Annotated in this window: 22 protein-coding genes and 1 pseudogene; 10 read left to right on the top strand and 13 right to left on the bottom strand. The window is 68.6% G+C overall.

The genetic code is table 11. The features are described from left to right. Positions 1–753, top strand: a complete 753-nt coding sequence (locus EDF39_RS08280; RefSeq protein ID WP_055959493.1) for a succinate dehydrogenase iron-sulfur subunit — start codon at positions 1–3, stop codon at positions 751–753. Positions 754–915: 162 nt separating this feature from the next. Here EDF39_RS08280 and EDF39_RS08275 read toward each other — a convergent pair whose 3' ends face one another. From EDF39_RS08275 to ptsP, 6 genes are all read right to left on the bottom strand, one after another. Continuing rightward, positions 916–1,260, bottom strand: coding sequence for a hypothetical protein (locus tag EDF39_RS08275; protein ID WP_123942011.1), 345 nt, complete (start codon positions 1,258–1,260; stop codon positions 916–918). Next, positions 1,250–2,296 (bottom strand): DUF6177 family protein, encoded by a 1,047-nt coding sequence (locus EDF39_RS08270; RefSeq protein ID WP_123942009.1) that lies wholly within the window; start codon positions 2,294–2,296, stop codon positions 1,250–1,252. The genes EDF39_RS08275 and EDF39_RS08270 overlap by 11 nt, the downstream gene beginning before the upstream one ends. 157 nt (positions 2,297–2,453) lie before the next feature. Further along, positions 2,454–3,632: a mannitol-1-phosphate 5-dehydrogenase gene (locus EDF39_RS08265; RefSeq protein ID WP_123942007.1), complete on the bottom strand. Its 1,179-nt coding sequence runs from the start codon at positions 3,630–3,632 to the stop codon at positions 2,454–2,456. Beyond that, on the bottom strand, positions 3,629–4,066 hold the full coding sequence (locus tag EDF39_RS08260) for a PTS sugar transporter subunit IIA (RefSeq protein WP_055959501.1): 438 nt from the start codon (positions 4,064–4,066) through the stop codon (positions 3,629–3,631). The genes EDF39_RS08265 and EDF39_RS08260 overlap by 4 nt, the downstream gene beginning before the upstream one ends. Before the next feature lie 108 nt (positions 4,067–4,174). Beyond that, positions 4,175–5,734 carry a PTS mannitol transporter subunit IICB gene (locus tag EDF39_RS08255; RefSeq protein ID WP_055959503.1) on the bottom strand — a complete coding sequence of 520 codons (1,560 nt, stop codon included), beginning with the start codon at positions 5,732–5,734 and terminating at the stop codon, positions 4,175–4,177. A 60-nt stretch (positions 5,735–5,794) separates the two neighbouring features. Further along, positions 5,795–7,453 carry a phosphoenolpyruvate--protein phosphotransferase gene (gene ptsP, locus EDF39_RS08250; RefSeq protein WP_123942005.1) on the bottom strand — a complete coding sequence of 553 codons (1,659 nt, stop codon included), beginning with the start codon at positions 7,451–7,453 and terminating at the stop codon, positions 5,795–5,797. A 215-nt stretch (positions 7,454–7,668) separates the two neighbouring features. Here ptsP and EDF39_RS08245 point away from each other — a divergent pair, with 215 nt between their 5' ends. The 9 genes and pseudogenes from EDF39_RS08245 to EDF39_RS08205 all read left to right on the top strand — a co-directional run bounded on the left by EDF39_RS08245 (position 7,669) and on the right by EDF39_RS08205 (position 16,751). Further along, positions 7,669–8,439, top strand: coding sequence for a DeoR/GlpR family DNA-binding transcription regulator (locus EDF39_RS08245; RefSeq protein ID WP_055959507.1), 771 nt, complete (start codon positions 7,669–7,671; stop codon positions 8,437–8,439). Positions 8,440–8,483: 44 nt separating this feature from the next. Then, positions 8,484–8,756, top strand: coding sequence for an HPr family phosphocarrier protein (locus EDF39_RS08240; protein WP_123942003.1), 273 nt, complete (start codon positions 8,484–8,486; stop codon positions 8,754–8,756). Between the two features lie 66 nt (positions 8,757–8,822). Beyond that, positions 8,823–9,668, top strand: coding sequence for an exodeoxyribonuclease III (locus EDF39_RS08235; RefSeq protein ID WP_055959511.1), 846 nt, complete (start codon positions 8,823–8,825; stop codon positions 9,666–9,668). Positions 9,669–9,712: 44 nt separating this feature from the next. Next, entirely contained in the window at positions 9,713–10,738 is a 1,026-nt protein-coding gene (gene trpS / locus EDF39_RS08230; protein ID WP_199726161.1) for a tryptophan--tRNA ligase, read from the top strand. 19 nt (positions 10,739–10,757) lie between these two features. Continuing rightward, on the top strand, positions 10,758–11,315 hold the full coding sequence (locus EDF39_RS08225; RefSeq protein WP_158613192.1) for a GNAT family N-acetyltransferase: 558 nt from the start codon (positions 10,758–10,760) through the stop codon (positions 11,313–11,315). A 160-nt stretch (positions 11,316–11,475) separates the two neighbouring features. Next, positions 11,476–12,477 (top strand): bifunctional diaminohydroxyphosphoribosylaminopyrimidine deaminase/5-amino-6-(5-phosphoribosylamino)uracil reductase RibD, encoded by a 1,002-nt coding sequence (gene ribD, locus EDF39_RS08220; RefSeq protein WP_123942396.1) that lies wholly within the window; start codon positions 11,476–11,478, stop codon positions 12,475–12,477. A gap of 26 nt (positions 12,478–12,503) precedes the next feature. After that, a pseudogene (ribA, locus tag EDF39_RS08215) lies at positions 12,504–13,097 on the top strand (GTP cyclohydrolase II); the annotation flags it as partial. A 212-nt stretch (positions 13,098–13,309) separates the two neighbouring features. Next, positions 13,310–14,683, top strand: coding sequence for an MFS transporter (locus EDF39_RS08210; RefSeq protein WP_123941999.1), 1,374 nt, complete (start codon positions 13,310–13,312; stop codon positions 14,681–14,683). Positions 14,684–14,774: 91 nt separating this feature from the next. Next, positions 14,775–16,751 carry an ABC transporter ATP-binding protein gene (locus EDF39_RS08205; protein WP_123941998.1) on the top strand — a complete coding sequence of 659 codons (1,977 nt, stop codon included), beginning with the start codon at positions 14,775–14,777 and terminating at the stop codon, positions 16,749–16,751. A gap of 591 nt (positions 16,752–17,342) precedes the next feature. On the opposite strand, the gene EDF39_RS08200 is transcribed toward EDF39_RS08205, so the two are convergent. The 7 genes from EDF39_RS08200 to EDF39_RS08170 form a co-directional block, all read right to left on the bottom strand. After that, a complete protein-coding gene (locus EDF39_RS08200) occupies positions 17,343–18,086 on the bottom strand; it encodes an isochorismatase family protein (RefSeq protein ID WP_123941995.1) in 744 nt (247 codons plus the stop codon). Next, positions 18,083–19,588 (bottom strand): D-alanyl-D-alanine carboxypeptidase/D-alanyl-D-alanine-endopeptidase, encoded by a 1,506-nt coding sequence (locus EDF39_RS08195; protein WP_123941993.1) that lies wholly within the window; start codon positions 19,586–19,588, stop codon positions 18,083–18,085. The genes EDF39_RS08200 and EDF39_RS08195 overlap by 4 nt, the downstream gene beginning before the upstream one ends. Before the next feature lie 56 nt (positions 19,589–19,644). Beyond that, the gene (locus EDF39_RS08190; protein WP_123941991.1) at positions 19,645–20,646 is read right to left on the bottom strand and encodes a Gfo/Idh/MocA family protein; all 1,002 of its coding nucleotides are present in this window, start codon (positions 20,644–20,646) and stop codon (positions 19,645–19,647) included. Between the two features lie 12 nt (positions 20,647–20,658). Then, positions 20,659–21,570, bottom strand: coding sequence for a ribokinase (locus EDF39_RS08185; protein ID WP_123941989.1), 912 nt, complete (start codon positions 21,568–21,570; stop codon positions 20,659–20,661). A gap of 178 nt (positions 21,571–21,748) precedes the next feature. Continuing rightward, positions 21,749–22,678: a phosphate ABC transporter ATP-binding protein gene (locus EDF39_RS08180; protein ID WP_084815957.1), complete on the bottom strand. Its 930-nt coding sequence runs from the start codon at positions 22,676–22,678 to the stop codon at positions 21,749–21,751. 13 nt (positions 22,679–22,691) lie between these two features. Then, positions 22,692–23,705, bottom strand: a complete 1,014-nt coding sequence (locus EDF39_RS08175) for a sortase (protein WP_123941987.1) — start codon at positions 23,703–23,705, stop codon at positions 22,692–22,694. Positions 23,706–23,775: 70 nt separating this feature from the next. After that, complete coding sequence (locus EDF39_RS08170; protein WP_123941985.1) at positions 23,776–25,860, bottom strand: Ig-like domain repeat protein; 2,085 nt, start codon at positions 25,858–25,860, stop codon at positions 23,776–23,778. Between the last annotated feature and the right edge of the window lie 150 nt (positions 25,861–26,010).

Genomic DNA, 26,010 nt, shown 5'->3' with positions numbered 1-26,010 from the left:
ATGAGCACCGTCCTCGAAGAGCGTCCGGCCGCAGCCGACGCGATCCAGAAGTTCACCGCGACGATGATGATCCGCCGCTTCGATCCCGACACCGACACCGAGCCCCGCTGGCAGGAGTTCTCGGTCGAGATGCTCCCCACCGACCGCGTGCTCGACGCGCTGCACCAGATCAAGTGGGAGCAAGACGGCTCGCTGACGTTCCGCCGCTCGTGCGCCCACGGCGTCTGTGGCTCTGACGCCATGCGGATCAACGGCCGCAATCGTCTTGCTTGCAAGACGCTCATGAAAGACCTCGACATCTCGAAGCCGGTCTACGTCGAGGCGATCAAGGGTCTGCCCCTCGAGAAAGACCTCGTCGTCGACATGGAGCCCTTCTTCGCCTCCTACCGCGAAGTGCAGCCCTTCCTGCAGTCCTCGTCGAAGCCCGATAAAGAGCGACTTCAGTCGGCAGAGCAGCGCGCCCGCTTCGACGACACCACAAAGTGCATCCTCTGCGCCGCGTGCACCTCGTCGTGCCCCGTCTTCTGGACCGACGGCCAGTACTTCGGCCCGGCGGCCATCGTCAATGCGCACCGCTTCATCTTCGACTCCCGCGACGAGGCCTCCGAGGTCCGCCTCGATATCCTCAACGACAAAGAGGGCGTGTGGCGTTGCCGCACCACGTTCAACTGCACCGAGGCGTGCCCGCGTGGCATCCAGGTGACTCAGGCGATCGCCGAGGTCAAGGCTGCTGTTCTGCGGGGCCACGCGTAGGCCCAGCGCTTCCTCCGGCAGCTCGCCGCTTTGCTCGCGAGATGGCCCTAACGACGCCCGATCACTCTGATCGGGCGTTGTTTGTGCCATCTCGCTGACTGCGTCGGCGCCCATCGTGCAGGTCGGCGCCGATCGCGAGGGTCCAATCGGCTCGCACACCCACTAGTCAGCGACCACACACACCGCGTCGAGCGCGAGAGCGAGCCGCAGGGCAATCGACACTCCCGCCTCACCAGAGCTGCCGAGAGGCGAGAACGCATCACTCCACCAGATCGGCAGCGCCACGTCGGGTGCGTCGGGCAGAAGTCGAGCGACCTCGCCCGCACTCTTCAGCAGGAGCGGTCGATACACGGTCAGAAGCACGGCCCCGTCGCCGGCCATGACCTGAAGCGCCGTCCCCGCATCGATCTCGCGCACCTCGACCGCTGCGCCGAACCCCTCCGACGCCGTCGCGACAGCGGTGAGGCCGAAGTCGACCGGGCTCAAAATTGTGATCTCACGGGGCATGAGGATCCCGTCTGCCGCGCCGGTCAATCGGCTCACCGCCGACCGAGTTGAGTGCGTCGTTCAGCCTCTCCCACCCCGAGCTGGCCGCGCTCCCCAGCGTCAAAAGGTAGGCGGGCTCTGCGGGCCTGCCCACGACGACCACGTCTTGCTCGCCGGCGAAGTCCCGGCTGTCGAGATCGAGGCGTGCCACCGAGGGTGCACCGATCAGAAGCGCGACCGGGTTCGGCGGCGGATACTCGACGGGTCGCAGGCATCGATCCAGTTCGCCGATGCGGGCGAGCACGAGCGCGAAGGTCGGCGTCGAACGCCTGCTGAGCTCGGCCAGCGCGGCCCGGAGCCGGTCGATCGCATGGTCGAGCCCCTCGATTCCGCCCGGCACCTCCACGGTCAGCGCGATGGTCTCCTCGATCCCGTCGTCGGAGACACGGGCGGTGACGGCGGCGGAGAGACGGTCTCCCTCGACGAGGATCCGAGACGGCACCGGAGCACGATGCCGTGCGTCTTGCGTGAGCACCCAGCGATCCCAGACGTGATCGAGCGGCTCGGTCCGGCCCCACACGAGCGGTTTCGTCCCCGAAACAGCGTCGGCCAGGGCCTCGAGCGCCCCGCCGAGCACGGTGTCGTGCGCCTCCGCGTGCAGCAGCGCCACGTCGATGCTGAGCTGCGTCGTCTCGGCGACAGCCTGCTCCCGCGATGCGGCGGGCTGACTACCGTCGGCCTCCTGTCCAGGCGGAGCCACGGGTGGTTCGACGGCGTCGTCGATCGACGCACGTTCGACACGGGTGATCCCGTCGCGAAATCCGGTCGGCATCGTCACCGCCCAGACGCCCCCGGCGGCGACCAGCGCAGCCCGGAGCCCGATCGTGAGCCGCGACGTGTCGGGAGTGACGAGCACGAAGCGCCTCCCACCGAGAGCCGGCCGAGCCAGCAGCTCGGCGAGCGGCGGACTGAGGCGCACCACGACCGCCCGAGAGTCGATCCGCACGACGTGCGGAGTGACCTCGTCGATCAGAGGGTGGCGAATCGGTATGCCCACCCGCCCAGTGAACTCCCGGACGTGCGCGACCGGCCCAGCCGGGTCGGATCCTGGGCGGTGCGAACTCGTCAGCCGCCGCAGCGGCCAGACGCGAATCGGCCACCCCGACACGGTCTTCGTGTCGGGGTGGCCGATTCAGGTCGGTTCGAGGTGCGGGCTAGGCGCGCGCGGCAGCTACTCGTGCGGCGAACGGGGCGACGAGCGGGTGCCCGGCATCGAGGCCCGTGATCGTCGTCGCGACGGTCTCGTCGTCGAGCGAGGTGTCGGCCAGCATCGCCTGCAGCTCGACGCTCTGCTCGTCGTCGGCGACGTCGAACTTCAACGCCGCGCCCATGGCGTCGAGCAGCGCCGTCGGCTCGGTGCCTGACTCGGCGATGGCCGCACCGGGCGATACAAACCGCTCGTCTCGCGACAGCTTGCGGAGCGGCTGGCGACCAACACGGGTAACCGTGTCGGGCAGGCTCGCGTTCTCGAAGCGAGTGAGAATCGCCGCGACGTACTTCGCGTGCTCGGCCGGGTCGAGCTCGTGCTTGGCGATGAGCAGCGCGCTCGTCTCAGCGAGGACTGCCTCGACAGCCGTTCGGACCTCGGGCAGCGCGATGGCGTCCGAGATCTTCTCGGCACCGGCGGCAAAACCGAAGTACGCCGTCGTCGCGTGGCCGGTGTTGACCGTGAAGAGCTTCCGCTCGATCGAGGCTTCGAGGCCGTCGACCCAGTGGACTCCGGGAATCTCGGGCTCGGCGCCCTCGAACGGCGTGCGGTCGATGGCCCACTCGAAGTAGGTCTCGACGGTGACGTCGAGGCCCTGGCCCGGGGCCTGCGCCGGCACGATGCGGTCGACGGCCGTGTTGGCGAAGATCGCTTTGGCGAGCGAAGGATCCGAGGCTCCGCCCGGCAGGGCGGCGACGATGAACTCCTCGAGACGGTCGGTCGCGTTGATCGCATTCTCGCAGGCGAGAACGGCGAGTTTCGGCAATGCGGCGTCGCGCGCTGCGAGGCCCTCGGCGATCGCTGGCGCAATGAAACGCAGCACGTTCGGGCCCACGGCGCAGGTGACGATGTCGGCGGTGGCGACGGCCTGGACGACCGCCGCGGGATCGGCCGACGAGTTGAGCGCGCGGAAGCGCGTGACCTCGTGGTCGCGGGCACCCGTTCCGACCTCGTGCACCACGTAGGAGTCGGCGGCTGCGAGCTCGTCGATCAGCTCGGCGTTGACATCAGAGAAGACGACCTCGTAGCCGGCCTCGTGCAGCAGCAGGCCGACGAAGCCGCGGCCGATGTTACCGGCGCCGAAGTGGACGGCGGTGCCGGGAGTCGAGTCGGTGCTGTCGCTCACTCGTTGACCTCTTCGAGCTGCGTGAAGATCTCGTCGACGCCGGCGGCGTCGCGAAGCGCCTGCACCTGGTCGTCGTCGGAGAAGATGATCGCGATCTTGGAGAGGATGTCGAGGTGCTCGTTCTCGATGCCGGCGATTCCGACGACGAAGTGGACGGGGTTGCCGTCCCAGTCGATCGGGGTCGTGTAGCGGACGAACGAGAGGGCCGACTTGAGGATCGCGTCTTTCGCCTCGTTGGTGCCGTGCGGGATTGCGAGGAAGTTGCCCATGTAGGTCGAGACGCTCTTCTCGCGCTCGATCATGGCGGGCAGGTAGTCGGCGGTGACCGAGCCCGCCTCCAGAAGGATCTCGCTGGCCTCTCGCATCGCCTCCAACTTGGTGGTGGCGGTGCCTTCGGCTTTGATCTGGCTCTTCTGCAGGACGGAATCGGTCATAACTCTGATGCTACTTTCGTTCGACGGACGGCGCCCTCGAAAGGGCGCCGTCCTTGGTGTGAATCGTGAGCCGGGTCGGATCCTTGAGGGATCCGACCCGGCCGCGGATCAGTTCTGGTGCGAGATCTCGTTGACGACCTCGTCGTACTTCGGCGAGTTCATGAAGTTGTCGACCGAGATGTGCTGGGCAGTGGGGTTCTTCTGCTTGGCACGGGCGGTCAGATCCTGGTGCGTGATGATGAGCTGCTCGTCACCGGTGAGGTTGGCGATCGACTTGTTGACGACGGTGACCCCTTCGATGCCGGCCTTCTTGATCTTGTTGCGGAGCACGCTCGCACCCATGGCGCTGGAGCCCATTCCGGCGTCGCAAGCGAACACGATGTTGTCGATGCGCGTCGCCGTCGTCGTCGTTCCGCCAGCGGTGCCGACGCCGCCGAAGGAGGACTCGGCCTCTTCTTCGGTCGCGGGGGCGTTGTTGCCGAACAGCGCGGTGGTCGCGGCGTTGGCGTCGCGGCCCTTGGAGGCCTGCATCTTGGCGAGCGCCTCGGTCATGTCGCCGGCGCCCTCACGAGCCAGGTCGCTCTTGCGGCTGGCGATGAGGAGCAGCGAGGCGACGACACCCGAGACGGCTGCCGAGAGGACGACCGAGAGGATCACACCGACGTAGCTGTCACGCGACGTGTTGGCCAGGACGGCGATGATCGAGCCGGGCGAGGCCGGTGCGACGAGACCCGAGTTGAACGCGACGTTCGTGCCGACGCCGGTGGCGCCACCGAGGATGACGGCGAGCAGCAGCTGAGGCTTCTGCAGCACGAACGGGAAGTAGATCTCGTGGATTCCACCGAAGAACTGGATGATGATCGCGCCGGGAGCCGAGGCACGAGCCGCACCGATTCCGAAGAAGGTGAACGCGAGGAGGATTCCAAGGCCGGGGCCGGGGTTGGCCTCGAGCAGGAACAGGATCGACTTGCCCGAGTCTTGGACCTGCTGGGCGCCGAGCTGGTCGAGAACGCCGTGGTTGATCGCGTTGTTGAGGAACAGGATCTTGGCGGGCTCGATGATGATGCTCGCGAGCGGCAGCAGACCGGCGTTGATGAGGGTCTCGACCGCGTTGCCGAGGCCGGTGGCGATCAGCTTGAAGAGCGGCGCGAGCCAGAAGAAGCCGATGAGGGCGAGCGCGAAGCCGAGGATACCGGCAGCGTAGTTGTTGACCAGCATCTCGAAGCCGGGCTTGATCTTGCCGTCCCAGATGCGGTCGAGGCGCTTGATGAGGAATGCGCCGAGGGGCCCACAGACCATCGCACCGAGGATCATGATGGTGCCGTTCGCACCGACGATGACACCCATGGCCATGATGGATCCGACGACGGCGCCGCGGGTGTCATAGACCATACGGCCACCCTGGAAGGCGATCGCGAGGGGGATCAGGTAGGTGAGGATCGGCGAGACGAGGCCGATGTTGGCCACCCCGTCGGTGGTGCCGAAGCCGCCGAGGATGCCGACCGGAGTCCAGCCGGTCTCGATGAAGAAGGCGGTGATGAAGCCCCACGCGATGAAGATCGCGATGTTGGGCATCACCATGCCGGAGAGGAAGGCACCAAAGCGCTGGATGCGAACGCGGGCGCCTTCGCTTTCCTTCACTCGGGCGTCAGGAGACGTCGTTGTCATTGTCGGATCTTTCTGTCGTGTGGTGGGGGGGGTTGTGATGCGGGAGGGCAGGGTTGCTGATTACGAGGTGGAGACGGAGGACGCCGCCGCGGCACGAGCCGCTGCAGCCGACGGAGCGGCGACGGCGGCCTGAGCCATCGCCTTCGCCTCGTCGAGGGTGTGAGTCGAGAGCTCCGCGCGCACATCGGCCAGGGCCGCGGGCGTCATGGAAAGGGTGGTGGCGCCGAGGCCGACGAGCACGACCGCGAGGAGCGGATCGCTGGCCGCTTCACCGCAGATGCCCACGCCCTTCGATGCCCGAGCCCCGGCCTCGCCGAGCTGGGCGACGAGGCGCAGAACTGCCGGGTGCCAGGGATCCTGGTAGGAGGCAACGGTGCCGAGCATGCGGTCCGCGGCCATCGTGTACTGGGTGAGGTCGTTGGTGCCGATCGAGACGAAGTCGGCGACGCCGAGCACCTGGTCGGCCATCAGTGCGAGCGACGGGACCTCGGCCATGACTCCGGCGGTCTTGATGCCGAGCTCGCGAGCCAGGTCGACGAAGTACTCGGTCTCTTCGACGTCGGCGACCATCGGCGCCATGACCCAGAGGTCGGCGTCGGTCTCGGCGTCTGCTTCGGCGAGCGCCGTGAGCTGGTCGCGGAGGATCTGCTCGTGGGCGCGGAGGGCACGGAGGCCGCGGCGACCGAGGGCCGGATTCTCTTCGCCCGTGTCGGTGAGGAACGGCAGAGGCTTGTCGGCACCGGCGTCGAGGGCACGGACGACGACCTTCTTGCCGGGGAACTCCTTCAGCAGGGCGACGTACGACGCCTTCTGCGAGGCGACGTCGGGGGCGTAGGGCGCGTCGAGGAACAGGAACTCGGTGCGGAACAGCCCGACACCTTCGGCGCCGAGGGCGACAGCCGCGGCGGCGTCTTTCGGAGAGCCGAGGTTGGCGAGGAGGGGAACCTTCGTGCCATCGGCGAGGGCGCCTGGCGTGAGAGGCGCGGAGGCGGCAGCGAGACGCTCGGCCCGCTTCTGCTCGGCGTCGGCGATCTGCTCGGCGGTGGGGTCGGTCACGACGACTCCGGCAGCGGAGTCGACGATGACGACGTCGCCGTCGCTGAGCTTCTCGGCCTCGGTGACTCCGACGATCGCCGTGATGCCCTTGGACCGGGCGAGGATCGCGGTGTGAGACGTGGGACCGCCGTCGCGTGTGATGAGAGCGAGCACCTTGTCGAGGTCGAGAAGGGCCGTGTCGGCCGGTGCGAGGTCACGGGCGACGAGGATGAAGGGGGTCGCCGACTCGGGCACGCCCGGAGCGTTGACGCCGCGGAGGTGCGCAATGATCCGCTGGGCCACGTCGCCGAGGTCGGCGGCGCGCTCGCCCATGTAGCCGCCCATGCCGCTCAAGATGTCTTGGAACGACTTGAAGGCCGTGAAGACCGCTCGCTCGGGGTTCGTGCCGGAGTCGATCTGTGCGTGGACGTCATCGAGGATCGAGGGATCCTGAGCCATGAGGGCCTGCGCCTCGAGAACGGCCTGCGCGTCTCCGCCAGCTGCCGCGCCTCGCGTGCCGAGATCCGCGGCGACGAACGCGAGCGCTTCGCCGACTCGGGCCTTGGCGTCGGCCGCGTCGCCCTGGAGAGGGGTCTGGTCGGGTTCGCCGAGGGGTTCGGCCATACGGAGGACGGGACCGGACGCGGTACCGCGACCTACGCCTACACCGGTCAGTTCGGGCATCCGAGACTCCTTCATCTGGGCTGAGCTGTCTGGGAGCGACTGTCGTCGCATGACTAACGCGCACGAGGCGCAAGGACGACCATACCTCGAAGTGAATTGACAAACAAACAAAATCAGGGCTAAAAATGCATCAACAGACATTTGTTTGCGCTTGGTTGGGTTCCGGATCCGAGTTTGCGACCCCGAAGATGCCCATTTCTCACCGATGAGGACCGATGTACGCTCCAGAACGCCACCTCCGCATCGTCGAAGAGGCTCGGCAGCACGGTCGGGTCGATGTCCGAGACCTCGCCGAATTGCTCGAGGTCACTCCCGAGACCATCCGTCGCGACCTCACCAGCCTGGAGCGGCGAGGGTTGGTCCGTCGGGCGCACGGCGGGGCGATCCCCGTGGAACGCATCACCTTTCACCCGGGCGTCGGCGACCGAGGCGGAATCAACACGGCCGAGAAGATGGTCATCGCGCAGGCAGCCGTCGACGAGATCCCGGAGAACGGCTCGATCATCATCGACGCCGGCACCTCGACGATCCTGCTCGCCCAGATGCTGCCGTCCGACCGCGGCCTGACGGTCGTGACGCATTCGCTGCCGGTGGCCATGGCCGTCGCCAACCGCCCGGGCATCGACCTCCACCTACTCGGCGGCAGCATCCGCCGCGACTCGCTCGCCGGTGTCGGCACCTGGACGCACCAGCTCGTCGGCATGGTCTCGGTCGACACCGCGTTCCTCAGCGTCGGCGGAATCACGCCAGAACGGGGCCTCACCACCCACAACATCTCGGAGGCGGCCGTGAAGTCGGCCCTCATCAAGTCGGCCCGCCGCAGCGTTCTCCTGGCAGATCACACCAAGTTCGGCCGAGAGGAGTTCGGTCGCGTCGCACCCATCGCCGCGATCGATACGATCATCACTGACCCGAGCGTCAACCTCGATCTCGTCCGCGAGGTCGAGGGGGCCGGCACCGAGGTCTTCTGGCCTGGCCGCGCCTGATCGGCGACCACCATCACCATCTAGCCACTTCCCTTGGAGGAGTCATGTCCGAAGCCACCCGTACCGTCACCGTCGCCTCGTCGTCCGGCCTGCACGCCCGACCCGCGTCGCTGTTCGTCCAGACGGTCACGGCCTCCGGCCACCAGGTCACCATCGCGAAGGGCGACAAGTCGGTCAACGCGGCGAGCATCCTCGGCCTGCTCGGCCTCGGTGTGAACACGGGCGACGAGGTCGTCCTCACCGTCTCGGGCGACGACGCCGAGACCACCGCCGACTCGCTGGTCGAGTTCCTCACGACCGACCACGACGCAGCCTGACCACTCCGCTCTTCCCCTCTGGCGCCCTCGACACTCATGTCGGCGGGCGCCAGTAGTCTTTTCGGCATGGGTTCACGTCTCCGTCTCGCCACTGTCAACGTCAACGGCATCCGCGCCGCCTACCGCAAGGGCATGGGCGAGTGGGTCGAGAGCCGTGACGTCGACATCCTCACGATTCAGGAGGTGCGGGCGTCCACCGACGACATCGAGGGCCTCCTCGGCCCCGAGTGGAACGTGCTCCACGACCCCGCGTCCGCAAAGGGTCGCGCGGGTGTCGCGATCGCCAGCCGCAAGAAGGCCGAGATCCACCGCGTCGACCTCGGCCCGACCGACTTCGACAGCGCCGGCCGCTGGCTGGAGGCCGACTACGACGTCGACGGCACAATCGTCACCGTCGTCAGCACCTACGTGCACTCCGGCGAGGTCGACACTCCCAAGCAAGACGAGAAGTGGAAGTTCCTCGACGCCATGTCGAAGCGACTTCCCGAACTCCAGGAGCACAACGAGCTGGCCGTGGTCACGGGCGATCTCAACGTCGGGCACACTCCCCTCGACATCAAAAACTGGAAGGGCAACGTCAAGCGCGCCGGGTTCCTGCCCCGCGAGCGTGCCTACTTCGACCGGTTCTTCGGCGAGGCGGGCACGAGCGTCGAGGGTGTCGACGGCACGACCGGCCCGGGTCTCGGCTGGGTCGATGTTGGTCGGCGGGCCGCTGGCGAGGTCGACGGGCCATACACCTGGTGGTCGTGGCGCGGTCAGGCCTTTGACAACGATTCCGGTTGGCGCATCGACTACCAGATGGCGACTCCGGCTCTGGCCGACAAGGTCACCGCCTACGCCGTCGACCGTGCCGAGTCGTACGACAAGCGATGGTCCGACCACACCCCTGTCGTCGTCGACTACTCGTTGTAGAACTCTTCCCCCTTTCCTTCCCCTCTCTTCCTCCGAGGAACGCAATGTCACTCCCCCGTCTCTTCTCCGGCATGCAGCCGTCTGGCGACTCCCTCCACGCCGGCAACTACATCGGCGCCCTCCAGCAGTGGGTCGCGCTGCAAGACACATACGACGCCCTCTTCTGCGTCGTCGACATGCACGCCATCACCGTGCCGCAAGACCCCGAGGTGCTCCGGGCGACCACGCGCCGCACTGCCGCGCAGTACATCGCCGGTGGCATCGACCCGTCGAGGTCCATTCTCTTCATCCAGTCGCACGTGCCGGCCCATGCCGAGCTCGCCTGGGTCCTCAACACGCTCACGGGCTTCGGCGAGGCGAGCCGGATGACCCAGTTCAAAGACAAGTCGGCGAAGCAGGGCGCCGACTCCGCCTCGGTAGGGCTCTTCACCTACCCGGTGCTGATGGCCGCAGACATCCTGCTCTACGGCACCGAGCTCGTTCCGGTCGGCGACGACCAGAAGCAGCACGTCGAGCTCACGCGCACCCTGGCCGGGCGCTTCAACTCGAGGTTCGGCGAGACGTTCGTCGTGCCCGAGCCTTACATCCTCAAAGACACCGCGCGCATCTACGACCTCCAGAACCCGGAGTCGAAGATGAGCAAGTCGGCGGCGAGCGACGCCGGCATCGTCTGGATGCTCGACGAGCCGAAGAAGACCGCGAAGAAGATCAAGAGTGCGGTCACCGACACCGAACGCGAAATCCGCTTCGACCGAGGTGCCAAGCCCGGGGTCTCCAACCTCCTCGCCATCCTGTCGGCCTTCACCGGCACCGCGATCCCCGCGCTCGAAGAGTCGTATGCCGGGCGCGGCTACGGCGATCTCAAGGGCGACGTGGCCGAGGCCGTCGTCGAGAAGTTCACCCCGGTCCGCGAGCGCACCCTCGAGCTGCTCGACGACCCCGCCGAGCTCGACCGGGTCCTCGCCCACAACGCCGACCGTGCGGCCGAAATCGCCGAGGCGACTCTGGCGAAGGTGTACGACAAGATCGGCTTCGTCCGTCGGCGCCCTTCCGGTCGACAGCTCGGCTGACGACACCATGCTGCCGTTCGTGCTCGAATCGAAGCGGCTGCGGCTCGAAGTGCCGCGGACGGCCGATGTCGGCGCCATCTTCAACGCCTGCCAAGACGAACAGCTCCAGGAATACACGACGGTGCCGGTGCCGTACACGTTCCGCGACGCCCAGTTCTTCGTCTCGCAGGTGGTCGAGCGCGGCTGGACGACCGGCCGCGAGTACACCTGGGGGCTCCGCGAGCCCGGGTCGAGCCTGCTCGTCGGAATGATCAGCATCCGTCTGCTGCACCGCGACGTCGGTTTCTGGTCCGCCGCCGAGGCACGGGGGCGCGGCCTGATGACGGAGGCACTGCGCCTGGTCAGCGACTGGGCCTTCGACGAGGGCCTTCCTGACATCCGGTGGGAGGGCTACGTCGGCAACACCGGCTCGGCCGGAGTCGCCCGCCGTTCCGGCTTCAGGTACACCGGTACGGGCCCCGGGCTCCAGCCCGACCGCGCCGGGCGTCACCCGGAGTGCTGGAAGGGCATTCTCTCGGCTACCGACGACGCCACCGAGAAGCCCGGCTGGCCGGCCGAGAGCGTCGCTCGGCCCTGAGTCGGCTCTCCGCTCTGACCCTGCCTGCCGCGCCACCACTGCTCTCCTGCGACCCTGCCCGGAATACAGCACGGCGGAGGGCGTTGGCTAAGGTCGAACAGCAACCCCCTACTCGAAAGACCGATCAGTGCCCCTCTCCCCCGACCGACTCGCGACTGCGATGCGGCACGCACTCAGCCTCGCCGCCCACGGTCCGGTCACCGGCCCGCACGCTCGAGTCGGCTGCGTCCTGCTCGACGACGCCGGAGCGACCGTCGCCGAGGGCTGGCACCGCGGGGCCGGCACACCGCATGCCGAGGTCGACGCACTCGCGAAGCTCCCCGGGGGCGACGCCCGCGGCCTGACCGCCGTCGTCACGCTCGAGCCGTGCAACCACTGGGGGCGGACGGGCCCGTGCAGCGAAGCCCTCATCGAATCGGGAATTAGTCGGGTCGTCTTCGCCGTCGAGGATCCCGGTGCTCACTCGGGCGGAGGCAAGGAGCGTCTCAGAGACGCCGGCGTCCCGGTCGAGGAGGGCGTCCTGGTCGACGAGGTCTCGGAGTGGATGCGCCGATGGCTGACCGCCGTGCGACTCGGCCGACCGTTCGTCACTGTGAAATGGGCGTCGAGCCTCGACGGCCGCGCCGCGGCCGCCGACGGCACGAGCCAGTGGATCACGGGCGCGGCCGCTCGCCAGCACGTGCACGAGCAGCGTGCGGAGCACGACGCCATCCTCGTCGGAACAGGCACGGTCCTCAGCGACGACCCGAGCCTGACCGCCCGGGGCGACGGCGGCGAGTTGCTTGCGAGCCAGCCCGTGCCGGTGGTGGTTGGCGAACGGTCCCTTCCGGCGACCAGTCGGATCCTGAAGCACACTCGCGAAGCGATCGTCACCGGCACACGCGACCTCGACGCGGTGCTGTCCGACCTCTACGCCCGCGAGATCCGCACCGTGTTCGTCGAGGGCGGGCCGACAGTCGCCTCCGAATTCATCCGTCGGGGTCTCGCCGACGACATCCTCGTCTACCTGGCGCCGACGCTGATCGGCGGCCCCGGGCTCGCCCTCGGCGACCTCGGCGTCGACACGATCGACGGGCAGCACCGTCTCACCGTGACGCACGTCACACCCCTCGGCGACGATCTCGCGATCCTCGCCCGCACCCGGAGCGGGAGCTCTTCATGACCGACACCCCCGCGGTTCGACCGCACGTCTCATTCGAAGTCGAGACCACAGTTCCGACGACGCACGGCACGTTCCGCATGCGCGCCTACCGCGACCTCGACACCGGAGCCGACCACATCGCCATCGTGTCGGGGCGTCCCGGTGACGGGGCGATCGTGCGCGTGCACTCGGAGTGCCTCACCGGTGAAGCGTTCGGTTCGCTCAAATGCGAGTGCGGGCCCCAGCTTGACGCCGCCCTCGACACCATTCGCGACCACGGCGGCGTGGTGATCTACCTCCGGGGCCACGAGGGCCGAGGCATCGGCCTCATCAACAAGCTGCGCGCCTACAAGCTGCAGGAGGAGGGCCTCGACACGCTCGACGCGAACCTCGCGCTCGGACTCCCCGCCGACGCCCGCGAGTACGTCGCGGCCGCCGACATCCTGCGCGACCTCGGCATCACGTCGGTGCGGCTGCTGTCGAACAACCCCGACAAGCGTCTGCAGCTCACGCAGCACGACATCGAGGTCAGTGAGATGGTGCCCCTCGTCGTCGGCGTCGGCACATTCAACGAGTCGTACCTCGACACCAAGCGCGACCGGATGGGACACCAGCTTCCGGGGTCGCTCGGTACCGCCTGAGTTATCGAAACCGTGCCGCGCGGTTCGACGGGCCGGGCGTGTCGTAGTAATCTGCCACTCGGCTGTTACAAACGGCCGATCACTTCCCCGGTGGCGACGATGCTCGGGAGCCCCGCCTCACCCCGCGCCGCCTCTCGAAGCGCCTCTCCGCCGCCTCTCGCGGTGCGATCTCTCGGGCTCGCACCCTGCACGTCAGCGACGGAGACACTCGCATGTCAGCCCGCACCACCACGCCCGCAACACCCGGCAAGCCCACCGCGACCGGCTCCAACGCCGCGCCGGTGAACTCGCGCTCCCGCGTCATCGTCGCGAGCCTCATCGGCACCTCGATCGAGTTCTACGACTTCTACGTCTACGCGACCGCGGCAGTGCTGGTGTTCCCCACCCTCTTCTTCGCGAACTCCGACCCGACGATCGCTCTGCTCCAGTCGTTCGCGGTCTTCGGCGTCGCCTTCGTCGCCCGACCGGTCGGCTCGATCGTCTTCGGCCACTTCGGCGACCGCATCGGTCGGAAGAACACCCTCATCGCATCGCTGCTCACGATGGGCATCGCGACCTTCTTGATCGGACTCATCCCCGCCGGCACAACCACCGGATGGTCGATTCTGGCTCCGACGTTCCTCGTCATCCTGCGCTTCGCCCAGGGCTTCGGCCTCGGCGGCGAGTGGAGCGGGGCGGCGTTGCTCGCGACGGAGAACGCCCCCAGGGGCAAGCGCGCCATCTACGGCACGTTCCCGCAGCTCGGCGCACCCATCGGCTTCATGATCGCCAACGGGCTGTTCCTGGTGCTCAACGTGTCGATGTCGGCCGAGGCGTTCGCGAGCTGGGGCTGGCGAATCCCGTTCCTCGGCTCGGCCTTGCTCGTCGCGGTCGGCCTCTACGCCCGATTCAAGCTCGTCGAGACCCCCGCCTTCACCAAGGTCATCGAGACCGGAAACGTGTCGAAGCTCCCCCTCGGCCGCGTGTTCCGCACCAGCTGGCGTCAGCTGATCCTCGGCACCTTCATCATGCTGGCGACCTACACGCTCTTCTACCTGATGACGACTTTCACGCTCACCTACGGCACGACCCCGGCCGACGCCCCCGTGGCCGGGCTCGGCTACACCCGCGAGAAGTTCCTGCTCATGCTCATCGTCGGGGTCGCGTTCTTCGGCATCTTCACGCTCGTGTCGGGGCCGCTGGCCGAGCGCTTCGGTCGGCGACGCCTCCTGCTCGCGGTGACCAGCGGGATCCTCGTCTTCGGCTTCTTGTTCACCCCGCTCTTCGGGGCCGGGTTCGCCGGTGCGCAGGGTCTGCTGATCGTCGGGTTCATCCTGATGGGGCTCACCTTCGGGCCCATGGGTGCGGTGCTGCCGGAGCTGTTCCCCGCGAACGTCAGATACACAGGATCCGCCATCAGCTACAACTTTGCGAGCATCCTGGGCGCCGCAGTCGCCCCCTTCATCGCCGTGGCGCTCTGGAAAGCAGCCGAGGGAAGCACCTGGCTCGTCGGCGTCTACCTGTCGGCGATGGCGCTCATCACGCTCGTCGCGCTGGTGCTCAGCAAAGAGACGCGCGACGTCGAGTATGGCGACAACCTGAGCTAGCCGTCTGGCTGTTATCCGCAGACCCGAGGGATTCGTGGGCGGTGTCGGACGCCGAGGCTAAAATCGACGGAGCACCCATTAGAAGGACAGAATGAGCTCCGACACCGACTCGCGCCCCACCGCTTCTCCGACCGCGTCGGTGCCCTCTGCAGACTCGGCGTCTTCGTCTGCTGCGGGTTCGGCGTCCGGCACGAAGAAGCGCGCGCGTCGACCTCGCCCGCCGCGTCTCGACCGCAACGGGCGGCCCATCCCCGAGGGGCCGAGAGCGAAGTTCAGCCAGCTGCTGCCCTACCTCTTCGAGAACAAACCGGTGCTCTTCGTGATCGTCGGGCTCAGTGTTCTCGGTGCGGCCGCATCGCTGGCGCAGCCGCTGCTCGTTCAGCAGGTGATCGGCTTCGTCCAGGCCAACAAGCCTCTGGGGCCGTTGGTCTTCGCTCTGGTCGCCCTGGTGGTCGTCTCGGGACTGGTCAACGGGTTCCAGCACTACCTCCTGCAACGAACCGGCGAGGCGGTCGTCCTCTCGAGCCGCCGTCGACTCGTCGCACGGATGCTCAACCTTCCGATCAGCGAATTCGACGCGCGACGGACGGGCGACCTCGTGTCGCGCGTCGGCTCCGACACCACCCTGCTCCGGGCCGTCCTCACGCAGGGGCTCGTCGATGCGGTCGGCGGCTCGCTCACCTTCATCGGCGCCATCATCGGCATGGCCATCATCGATCCCGTGCTGTTGGCCCTGACGGTGCTGATCGTGGCCATCTCGGTCGTGGTCGTCGTGACGCTGTCGCGTCGCATCCGCGTTGCCAGCCAGCGGGCCCAGCGCAAGGTCGGCGACCTGACCGCCGCCGTCGAGCGGGCTATCTCGTCTATTCGCACCGTCCGCGCTTCCGGGGCCACGGAACGCGAAATCGATGCCATCGACGTCGATGCCCGCGGCGCCTACGACCGCGGTCTCGAGGTGGCGAGCGCCTCCGCCGTCGTCGTACCGATCGCCAGCATCGCCATGCAGGTGTCGTTCCTGGTCGTCCTCGGCGTGGGCGGCTACCGCGTCGCGACCGGTGCCGACACGATCGCCGACCTCGTGTCGTTCATTCTGTTCCTGTTCCTCATGATCATGCCTCTCGGCCAGGCGTTCGGCGCCGTCACAAGCGTCAACTCCGCGCTTGGTGCTCTCGGCCGCATCCAAGAGATCATCGATCTCCCCGGTGAGACCGCGAATGACGAGACTCTGGCCCGAGCGGCTGCGACTATCGGGACCGTGGCCGAGGCCGACCACTCGCTGACCTTCGAGGGCGTCGAGTTCAGCTACCCGACCGCTCCTCCCAGCGAGGAGGAGCTCCTCGCCCCTGTCACCCCCAAGGCCGCGCCGTCATCAGGAGTCGACTCCGACCTGACAGTGCTCCGCGGCGTCTCGTTCACCGCACCCCAGGGCAAGCGCACCGCGCTCGTCGGGCCGTCCGGTGCCGGCAAGTCGACCATCCTCGCGCTCATCGAACGCTTCTACGACCCGACAGCCGGCGTGATCCGACTCGGCGGCGTCGACATCCGGGCTCTCGACCGCTTCGAGCTCCGGGCTCAGATCGGCTACGTCGAGCAAGACGCTCCCGTGCTCGCCGGCACCATCCGAGACAACCTCGTGCTCGGCGCTCCCGGCGCCACCGACGACGACTGCCGCCGCGTGCTCGAGGCCGTCAACCTCACCGCCGTTCTCGAGCGCGGCGAGCACGGCCTCGACGCTCAGGTCGGCGAAGACGGCGTGATGCTGTCCGGTGGCGAGAAGCAGCGCCTCGCCATAGCTCGCACCCTTCTCGCGGCACCGCCAATCCTTCTGCTCGACGAGTCGACCTCGTCTCTCGACGGCATCAACGAGCAGCGTCTCCGCGAGGCGATCGACGCCGTCGCCGAGAACCGCACGCTGATCATCATCGCCCACCGCCTCTCGACGGTGGTCGACTCCGACCAGATCGTCGTGCTCGCCGAGGGTTCCGTCGTTGGTGTCGGCACGCACTCCGAGCTGGTTCAGTCCACGCCGCTCTACCGCGATCTCGCCAAGCACCAGCTGCTCGTGTAGTTCGCGTCTGCGTGCTGGCTTCGGCTGCACCCGCACGGTCGGTTCACATCCGCAGGATCGGCTCACACCCGCCCAGCCGGCTCACACCCGCGCGGTCGGCTCACACCCGCCCGATCGGCTCACACCCGCACGGCCGGCTCACGCCCGCAAGGTCGGCGTAAGCAGCCGCCCTAGCCGGCGGGTGTACGCCGCTCTTGCGGGTTTAGGCCGATGGTGCGGGCCACCGCCCAGGGTGCATGCGCGAACGGCGCTCGCTCCCCCCGCGAGATGGCCTGATCCACGAGACTGAGCCATGCTCGGCGTAGATAGGGCCATCTCGCGGCGCGCGGGCGGGCCCGGGCGACCCACGACGCCGAGATCGCAGTTGAGGTCGCCCGCACCCGACGCGAAGTGCGATCTCGGCGCAGGCAACGAGCCTCAACGAGATGGCCTAACCGACGGGATTCAGCCACGCTCGGCGTAGGTAGGGCCATCTCGCGGCGCGCGGGCGGGCCCGGGCAGCCTGCAACGCCGAAATCGCACTTGACGGCGCCCACACCCGACGCGAAGTGCGATCTCGGCGCGGGCAGAAGCGAGACCGGCGCAGCGCGACTACACGACCTCGATGCCCGCAGCACGCATCTCGTCGAGAGCCGCGGCGCTCGAGCGGGCATCGACGCCCGCGACGAGGTCGCCAAGGACGCGCACCCGCCCAGCACCAACACCACCAGCACCAGCACCAGCACCACGCGAACCACGCAAGCCACCCACGCCCGCCCCGAGCAGCGCCACCGCGTCGAGCGCCGAGGCCCGCACGCAGTAGTCGGTCGCGATGCCGACCACGTCGACCGAGTCGACGCCGGCTCGGGCCAGCACCGACGCCACGCGCGAGCCGTCGTCGGTCACGCCCTCGAACAGCGAGTACGCGGGCTCGCCCATGCCCTTGCGAACGTGCACATCGATCAGAGCCGTGTCGAGGCTCGGGTGGTAGTCCGCGCCGACTGTGCCGGCCACGCAGTGCACAGGCCAGGTAGTAACGAAATCAGGATCCGCGCCCCCCGCAAAATGCCCACCGTTGTCGTTCCCCGCATCGTGCCAGTCCCGCGACGCCACCACGAGGTCGTAAGCGGCAGACGTACCCGAGGCAGAAGCGCCAGACACACCCGAGGCAGAAGCGCCAGACACACCCGAGGCACGGCCAGCACCGCCAGCACCAGCACCCCCGGCAGCACCCCCGGCACCACCCCTTACCAACGCCGTGATCCCCCGCGCGACGGCCGCTCCCCCGTCGACGCCGAGTGCTCCGCCCTCCGTGAAGTCGTTCTGTACGTCGACGATGAGGAGCGCGCGGGTCACGAGTTGGTCAGGTTGGCGCCGCACGAGTAAGCGGCGGTGGTCAGCGTGTCGAGCGCCTCGCGGGCTGTGCCGGTGACGTTGCCGATGGCGTAGAACGCGAACGCCAGCTTGGTGCCGTCTTTAGCGTCGATGGTTCCGGCGAGCGTGTAGGCGCTGTCGATCCAGCCGGTCTTGGCGTGGACGGCCCCGCGGGCGACGGCGTTCGCGCCGGTGAACCGTGTCGCCAGGGTGCCGCTCTGACCCGAGACGGGCAGGGCGTCGTACAGCACCCCGAGGGATCCTTCGCGGTTCAGCACCTTGATCATCAGGTTCGCCTCGAAAGCTGTCGGAACGCCGTTGTTGGCGCTCTCGCCCGAGCCGTCGACGATCTTGATCTTCGACGAGTCGAGGCTGTACGACTTCTTCAGGGCCGCCTGGTAGACGCTCGTCAGGGATGCGGCCGAGCCGTCGGATCCTGAGACCTTCGACGAGACGCGCGCGAACATCTCAGCCAGCGTGTTGTCGCTGTTGGGGATCATCTGCCCGACGAGGGTCGACACCGGCTGCGACTGCACCTGCCCGAGCACGGTCTTGCTGGTCGCGACGCCTCGGGTGAGCGGGGCTGTCGAGGCGCCCTTCACCCCGGCCGCGGCGAGGGCCGCGCGGAAGGCCTCACCGGCACGGCCAACGGGGTCGGTGCTGCGCGGGCTCGTCGCCAGGGCGGGGTTGGCACGATCGCCGTCGACCATGAGCGCGACGACCTCGGGCTGGTAGCCGATGGTGCGCTCGGTGAGGGGCCAGCTGGCGTCGTAGCGGTCGGCGTCGTTCCAGAAGCTGTCGTCGAGCTGGATCGACTTGAGCGCCTTCGTGCCGAGGCGTGATTTGACCTGCGTGGCGAGGTCGCTGAGCTTCGGCGCTCCGCTGTAGACGCTCTCGGAACCGGCCGGCGTGGCCGAGAGAGTGGCGTCGCCGCCGCCGACGAGCGTGATGTCGCCGTCTTTGCCGACGACCTTGGTCGTGAAGCGGTAGTCGGGGCCGAGCACCGAGAGCGCGGTTGCCGTCGTGAGCGTCTTCATCACGCTTCCGGTGCGCGCCGGGGTCTGGCCGTTGCGGTCGAAGAGGGTCGCGCCGGTCGCTGCGTTCACGACCGTGCCCTCGAAGGTGCCGAGGCGGCCGTCGGCGGCCGCGGAGGCGACAGAGCAGGTGCGTAGCGGCACGGGCGAGGCGACGGGCGACGGTTTGGCACGCTCGGCCGACGCGGTCGCTTTCGGGGTCGAGGTGGCCTTGGGGGTGGCCTTCTTCGACGACGAAGCGGACGGCGACGGCGTGGAGTCGGCGACCGCACCCGCCTGCGTCGAGGGCGCCGTCGGGGCCGTCGCCGCACCGGCGGCGAGCGCGGAGCCGCCGAACAGCACCAGCGCCAGGGCCCCTCCCGTGATCGCGGAGCCGCGGGGGTGGGAGCGAATGAAGGCGGTGGCGCGGGAAAGCGGGCCGGCCGAGGTGGCCTCGTCGTCGGAAGTCATCCAGGCCATCCTACGAAACGTCAGCGAGAACGCCAGCCCCCGAGCGAGGCTGGCCCCTACCGGCCGCCGGGATACACGACGCCGAGCTGGCGCCGCACCTCGTCCATCGTCTCCATGACGGCGATCGACGCGGCCGGCGTGAGGGCGGCGTCGTCGCCCCAGCCTTCGTCGACGAGGCGCGCGAGCTCGAACGCCTGGAACTGCATTCCGCGCAGCCCGTCGTCGTCGGCGTCGTACCGCGTCACCAGCGACCCGTCGGCGGCGTAGACGCTGAACCCCGACGGGGCGAAGAACGTGTCGTCGATCTCGATACGGCCGTCGGTGCCGTCGATCCGGGCGCTGTTGACGAGCGCGACGTCGAGGGCGCTGTAGATCAGCGACGTCGCTCCTCCGTCGTGCGACAGCACGACGCCTGACGATCGGTCGACGCCGCGGTCGCTCAGCACTCCGCTGGCGCTGACCGAGGTCGGCGCTCCCAGCACGTCGAGCGCGAACGCGACGGGGTAGACCCCGAGGTCGAGCAGAGCCCCGCCACCGAGCGCCGGGTCGTTGAGACGGTGGTCGGGGTCGCTCGGCAGCTTCTGCGCGTGCGTGCCGGTGAAGAGACGGAGGTCGCCGATGGCTCCCGAGCGCAGGATCCGACGGAGCTCCCGATTCTGCGGCAGGAATCGCGTCCACATCGCCTCCAGCGCGATCACGCCGGCCTGCTCTGCCGCGGCGTAGACCTCGCGTGCCTCGTCGGCGTTCAACGTGATCGGCTTCTCGATCAGCACGTGCTTGCCGGCGGCGATGGCGAGCAGGGCCTGGTCTCGATGGAAGGCGTGCGGGGTGGCGATGTAGATCGCATCGACGGTGTCGTCAGCCACCAGAGCTTCGTAGCTGCCGTGCGCGTGGGCGATGCCGAACTCGTCGGCGAACTTCTGTGCGGTGGCCAGCGTGCGCGAGCCGACCGCGGTCACGTCGAGGTCGACGCCCTGTTCGCGAGCACCGACGAGGTCGGCGACGAAGGTGGACGCGATACCGCCCGGACCGAGGATTCCCCAGCGAATACGTGACATGGGTCGATCCTGTCAGATGCCGAGGTCCGCGGCCCTCGCGTACGAGGATTGCGCCCCAAGGCCGTGGATTGCGAAGCTGCCAGCACGGGTGCCGAGGCTCACCGCGTCGGCGAGCGAGCTGCCACGGGCGATCGCCGAGGCCATCGCGCCGGTGAAGGCGTCGCCTGCCCCGGTCGTGTCGACGACCTCGCCGGTCGCCTCCGCGGGTGCGTGCCCGGTCGCGTCGGATGTCGCCCAGATCGCTCCCTCGGGCCCGAGCGTGATGACGACCGATCGTGCCCGCGACCGAAGGGCCTCGAGAGCCGCGTCGGCCCCCGCCCGGTCGGCGACGGGAAGCCCCGTCATCTCGGCGGCCTCGCCCTCGTTGAGCACGAGAGGGTCGGCGAGCGCGACCACGTCGCTCGCGATCGATGTGAAGGGCGCGAGGTTGATCAGAACGCGGAGCCCCGTGTCGGCGGCGGCCCGCACGCTGGCCTCGAGCACCGCGACGGAGAGCTCTCCCTGGAGCGAGAGGATCGCCCCGGGCTGTGCCAGGCGCCGCACGGCCCGCGAGGCGCGGTCGGCCGTCACGGTGCTGTTGGCCCCCGAGACGACCGTGATCGAGTTCTCGCCGGCGTCGTCGACCATGATCACGGCCAGGCCGGTCGGCTGGCTGTCGATGATCGAGACGTCGTCGATCGAGACGCCGTCGGTCTGAAGGGAGCGGAGGATCCGCGCGCCGTCGTCATCCCGACCGACTGCGCCGACGAAGTGGACGTCTGCCCCCAACCGCGCGGCGGCGACGGCTTGGTTCGCGCCCTTGCCGCCGGGCTGCTTGGCGAGGCTCGTCGCGATGGTCGTCTCACCGGGACGGGGTGACCTCGGGGTGCGGACGAGGTAGTCCTGATTCGCTGATCCGACGACGATGACGCGCGAGCTGTTCACGCCGTCAAGACTGTCACGATCCCGCCCTCAATTCACCGAGCCCCACGCCGAACAGCCGCGCCGAGCTGCCGCGCTCGGCGCGGTTGGTGGGGTCCCGTCTCGCCGTCCCGAAACTGCTCGCGCGAGACGGGACCCGGAGGGCGCACCAGCACCGGTGCTCCCTCGCCCGGACGACCCGTCAGCCGAAGCGGCCGTTGACGTAGTCGGAAGTCCGGGGATCCTGGGGGCGGTCGAACATGGCCTCGGTGAGCCCGTGTTCGACGATGGCACCGGGGGTGCCCGCCTCGGCGAGGAAGAAGGCGCAGCGCTTCGAGACACGCTGGGCCTGCTGCATGTTGTGGGTCACGATGACGATGGTCACGTCGGTCGCGAGCTCGGTGATCGTCTGCTCGATGCGGCGCGTCGACGTCGGGTCGAGTGCGGAGCACGGCTCGTCCATCAGCAGCACTCGCGGGCGCACGGCGAGCGAGCGCGCGATGCAGAGCCGCTGCTGCTGGCCGCCCGAGAGGCCGCCGCCCGGCTGGCGCAGGCGGTCCTTTACCTCGGTCCAGAGGCCGGCCTTGAGGAGGGTCTCCTCGACGAGATCCGCCTTCGCCGACTTGTCGAGCTTGACGCCGGTCAGCGCCAGACCGGAGAGCACGTTGTCTTGGATGCTCATCGCCGGGAACGGGTTGGGCTTCTGAAAGACCATTCCGATCTGACGACGGGCGTCGGTGATGCGGCGGCTCGCGTCGTACACGTCGACGCCGTCGAGCAGCACCTCGCCGGCGAGTGAGGCGCTCGGCACCAGTTCGTGCATGCGATTGAGGATCCGGAGGAACGTGCTCTTACCGCACCCCGAGGGTCCGATCAGCGCCGTCACCTCCCCCGGCTGCATGGTCAGCGACACCCGGTCGAGCACCTTGCGGTCGCCGAACCAGGCGGAGATCGCGCGAGCGTCGAGGGTGGCGAGGGTGGGCAGGGCGGCCGTGTCGACGGCGGGTTCGTCGAACCAGGCGCCGAACTCGGCGGTGGTGGAGAGGCCGGTCGGCATACCGGCGGACGGACCGGAGGGCGCGTCGAGCGGGGCCGTGCCGGACACCGGTGCGGGAACGGGTGCAGTAGTCATGGGAGTTCTCGAATCACATCAGGTTGGGAAGCAGGATCATGGTCTGTCGGGCGGCGACGAGCCCGACGGCGAGGAGCACCGGAACGGCGACGACCCAGGTCTGCCGTCGTCCCCAGAAGCGTGTGCTCAGTGCGAAGAGCGTGATCAGGCCGAAGAGGAGGATCAGCCCGAGCAGCAGGAACGGCCAGGCTTCGCCGTCGCCGACCATCGGGAGTTCCTCCTGGCCGAGCGCGGCGTAGTCGAGCACGGTCTGGGGTGTTGGCTGAGCGGCTGACGTGAGAGTCGCATCGACGCGGACGATCCCATCGGGGAAGAACGGCATCCCCTCGGCGCTGACCAGGGTCAGTCGGCCGCCGCCCGACGCCATCGCCTTCGGCACGGGATCCCCCTCGTGGCGAACACCGATCACGGAGTACTTCGCGGATCCTTGTCCGGTCGTCGCGACGATGACGTCGCCGGCCTTGAGCGAGGCGAGGTGGGCGAAGGGCGCACCGTTCGAGGCCTGGCGGCCGTAGAGCACGCTGGCGCCCTGCTGGCCTGGCAGCGGTGTGTCGCGGCGGTGACCCGGCCCGCCCTCGGTAACCGACGAGGAGGTGCCCTCGAGCACGACCTGGTTCAGACCGATCGACGGGATCTCGAGGATCGCCACCGGGGTGCCGAGGGCGAGCAGGTGCCCGTCGGTGCCGGTCTGGCCGACCGGGGCGGTGGCGTTCGCGAGCTGGTAACGAAAATCCGAGACCGACAGCTGCTGGTCGCGGACGGCGCTGATCTGCGAGACGCCGGCGAACTGGGCGACGAAGCCGACCGCGAGCAGGCCGACGACGATGACGGCCGAGCCCGAGAAGCGGAGGCGGTCGGGTGTCGACAGCGCGGGGAACGACTGGGCGGCGGGGCTCGTGGTGTCGAGATCCGACCAGCCCGCGGACGAGGCGGCCGAGCGGGCTGCCCGGGAGACGGGGCGGGTCGGCCGACGGAGACGCCGCAGGAGGGCGCTCGGGCCGCTCGAGGGGCGGACGCTGGTGGTCATGTGGTGTGCCAGTCGGGAGGAGGAACGGGGAAGCGGGCCGGTCGCACGAGGCGACCGGCCCGCAGGGGTGCTACTTGACGATCTTCACGGAGACCGACTTGGCGGCGGTCTTCCAGATCGAGCTGCCGCTGTACTTCACGGTCAGCTTGTGGGTGCCGACCTTGAGCTTCGGCAACGTGACCGAGAGCTTGCCGCTCTTCAGCGCCTTCTTCGCCACGAGGGTCTTGGTGCCCTCCTTGACCGTGATGGTGCCGGTCGCCGTCGACTTCGAGACGGCCACCTTGACGGTGAGCGCGGCGCCCTTGGTCGAGTGCGTGGTCGCGACCTTGTTGGTCGTGATCGTTGCTGCACCCTTGGCGACCTTCACGGTCTTCGCCGCGCTGGTCGACGCCTTCACCGCGGTCGTGGCCGGGGTGTAGGAGGCGGACAGCGAGTAGCTCGCCTTGAGCGGCACGAACTTCAGCGACGCCTTGGTCGATCCGGCGGCAACCTTCGCGGTCGCGAGGACGGTCTTGCCGGAGCTCAGCAGCTTGACGGTTCCGCCCTGGGCGTCCACGCCCTTGACAGTCGCGGTGACCGTCGTCGACTTGCCGGCGGTCTCGGCGGGAGCCGAGAACGTCACGGAGGAGGCGGTGGCCCCGGCAGCGGCGTCGACGGAGGCCGGCGCGCTCGTGGAGGCGCCGATACCGGCGAGAGCGGGCACGAACACGGCGGTGACGTCCTGCTTGCCCGCGGCCGTGAGCGGAACCGCTGCGGTGACGCTGGTGGCACCGGCCTTGATCGCGGCGGTCTTGGCGACCTTGCCGGCGATCACGAAGTTGACCGTGCCGCCCTGGTCACCGTTCGAGGTGACCGTGGCGGTGGCCGAGACGGTGCTGCCCTGCGTGCCCGTGGCGGGAACGCTGAGCGTGGTCGAGCTGGCCGAAGCGGTGAACGCGCGGAGGCCGTCGTACCCGCAGGTGGTGGCGGCGCTGGTGCCGGGCTCCGGGAGGAAGCCGTACTTGGTGATGACGGCCGTCTGCGTGCAGACGAGCGACGACTTGCCGATGAAGGTCTTCGAGATGTCGCTCGTGGCGTCGTCGGCCAGCTTCGACGGCACGATGTTGTAGACGTCGCGGACCATGGCGCCGTAGGCGGCGTTGGTCGCGTAGTCGGTGCCGCTGCCGGTGACGGGAGCGACCTGGCCGGTGGCCGTCTTGCTCAGCGCAGCGAGGGTGACGCCGCTGCGGCGGTCGGTGACGCCCGAGACCTTGTTGGCCTGGGCGACCCACTGGCTGATCGAGAACGGCGCGATGGCGATCGTGTTTCCGCTGGTCTCGTCGGCGATGGCCTTGCCGTTGTGCTCTTCGATCGGCGCGCCGGCCGACGTGTCTTTGATCCAGTCGTGCGTGGCGACGTAGCCGCTCGCGTCGGTGATGCCGACCTGACCGGCGAAGTATGAGCGCGTGCCCGAGCCGAACTTGGGCAGAAGGGGCTGGAGCTTGTAGGCGGTGGTTCCGGTCGGAGCAGCGTCCGCCGTCTTGCCCACGGAGTTGTAGCTTCCGTCGGCGTTCATGTACGCGAAGCGCACGTCACCCGCGTAGATGCGGTACAGCGAGGGAGCGTTGACGGCATCCGCGTTGCTGCCGACGAAGAGGGGGACTTTGGCGAGCACGGGGTTCGAGTACGCGACGTCGACGGCGTCCCGCGCGAAAGGCACGTAGGTGACGACGCCCGAGGCGTTCTGGTCGGAGGCGCCGGGGCCGCCGGAGGAGCGGGCGAAGTCGATCTTGCCGGCGACGTCCGGGGTGGTGATCGTGGCGCTCGTGCCGTCGGAGAGGGCGATGCCCGACTTCGAGCCGAGGGCGCCGATGGCGACCAGCAGCTCGTCGCGGCCGGCACCGGAGCCGGAGACGCGCGGGATGGCGGTCGCGCCCTTGCGCGTGATGATCTGAGCGGCGCCCTGGTTGGCGTCGTAGGAGGCGATCTTGCCGGAGCCGATCGAGGTGGCGAGGCCGTTCACGACGTCCTGCGTGGTGTCGGACCCGAGGCCGACGAGGGTGCCGAACGAGCCGACGGGAGTGGGGTCCGCCATGGCGGGGACGGCGATGCCGCCGACGAGCAGGGCGGCGGCGCCGAGGGCGACTCCGGCCTTGCAGAAGGTGGTGACCTTCATGGTGGGTGGTCCTTTCGTGGTGGGCCCGCCCGAGTGCCTCATAGCGCTCGTGTTCGGGTCGATCATGAAGCTAGGAGATGTGGAGGGTGATGTGAGGAGTTTTTGTGTTAACAGTTGCCATACGGTCAGCGAGCAGTTGCCGACAACTCT

Source organism: Frondihabitans sp. PhB161, from assembly GCF_003814635.1.
Taxonomy (GTDB): Bacteria; Actinomycetota; Actinomycetes; order Actinomycetales; family Microbacteriaceae; genus Frondihabitans.
The sequence above is the reverse complement of the archived record's forward strand: the minus strand, read 5'-3'. Positions and strand labels throughout refer to the sequence as shown.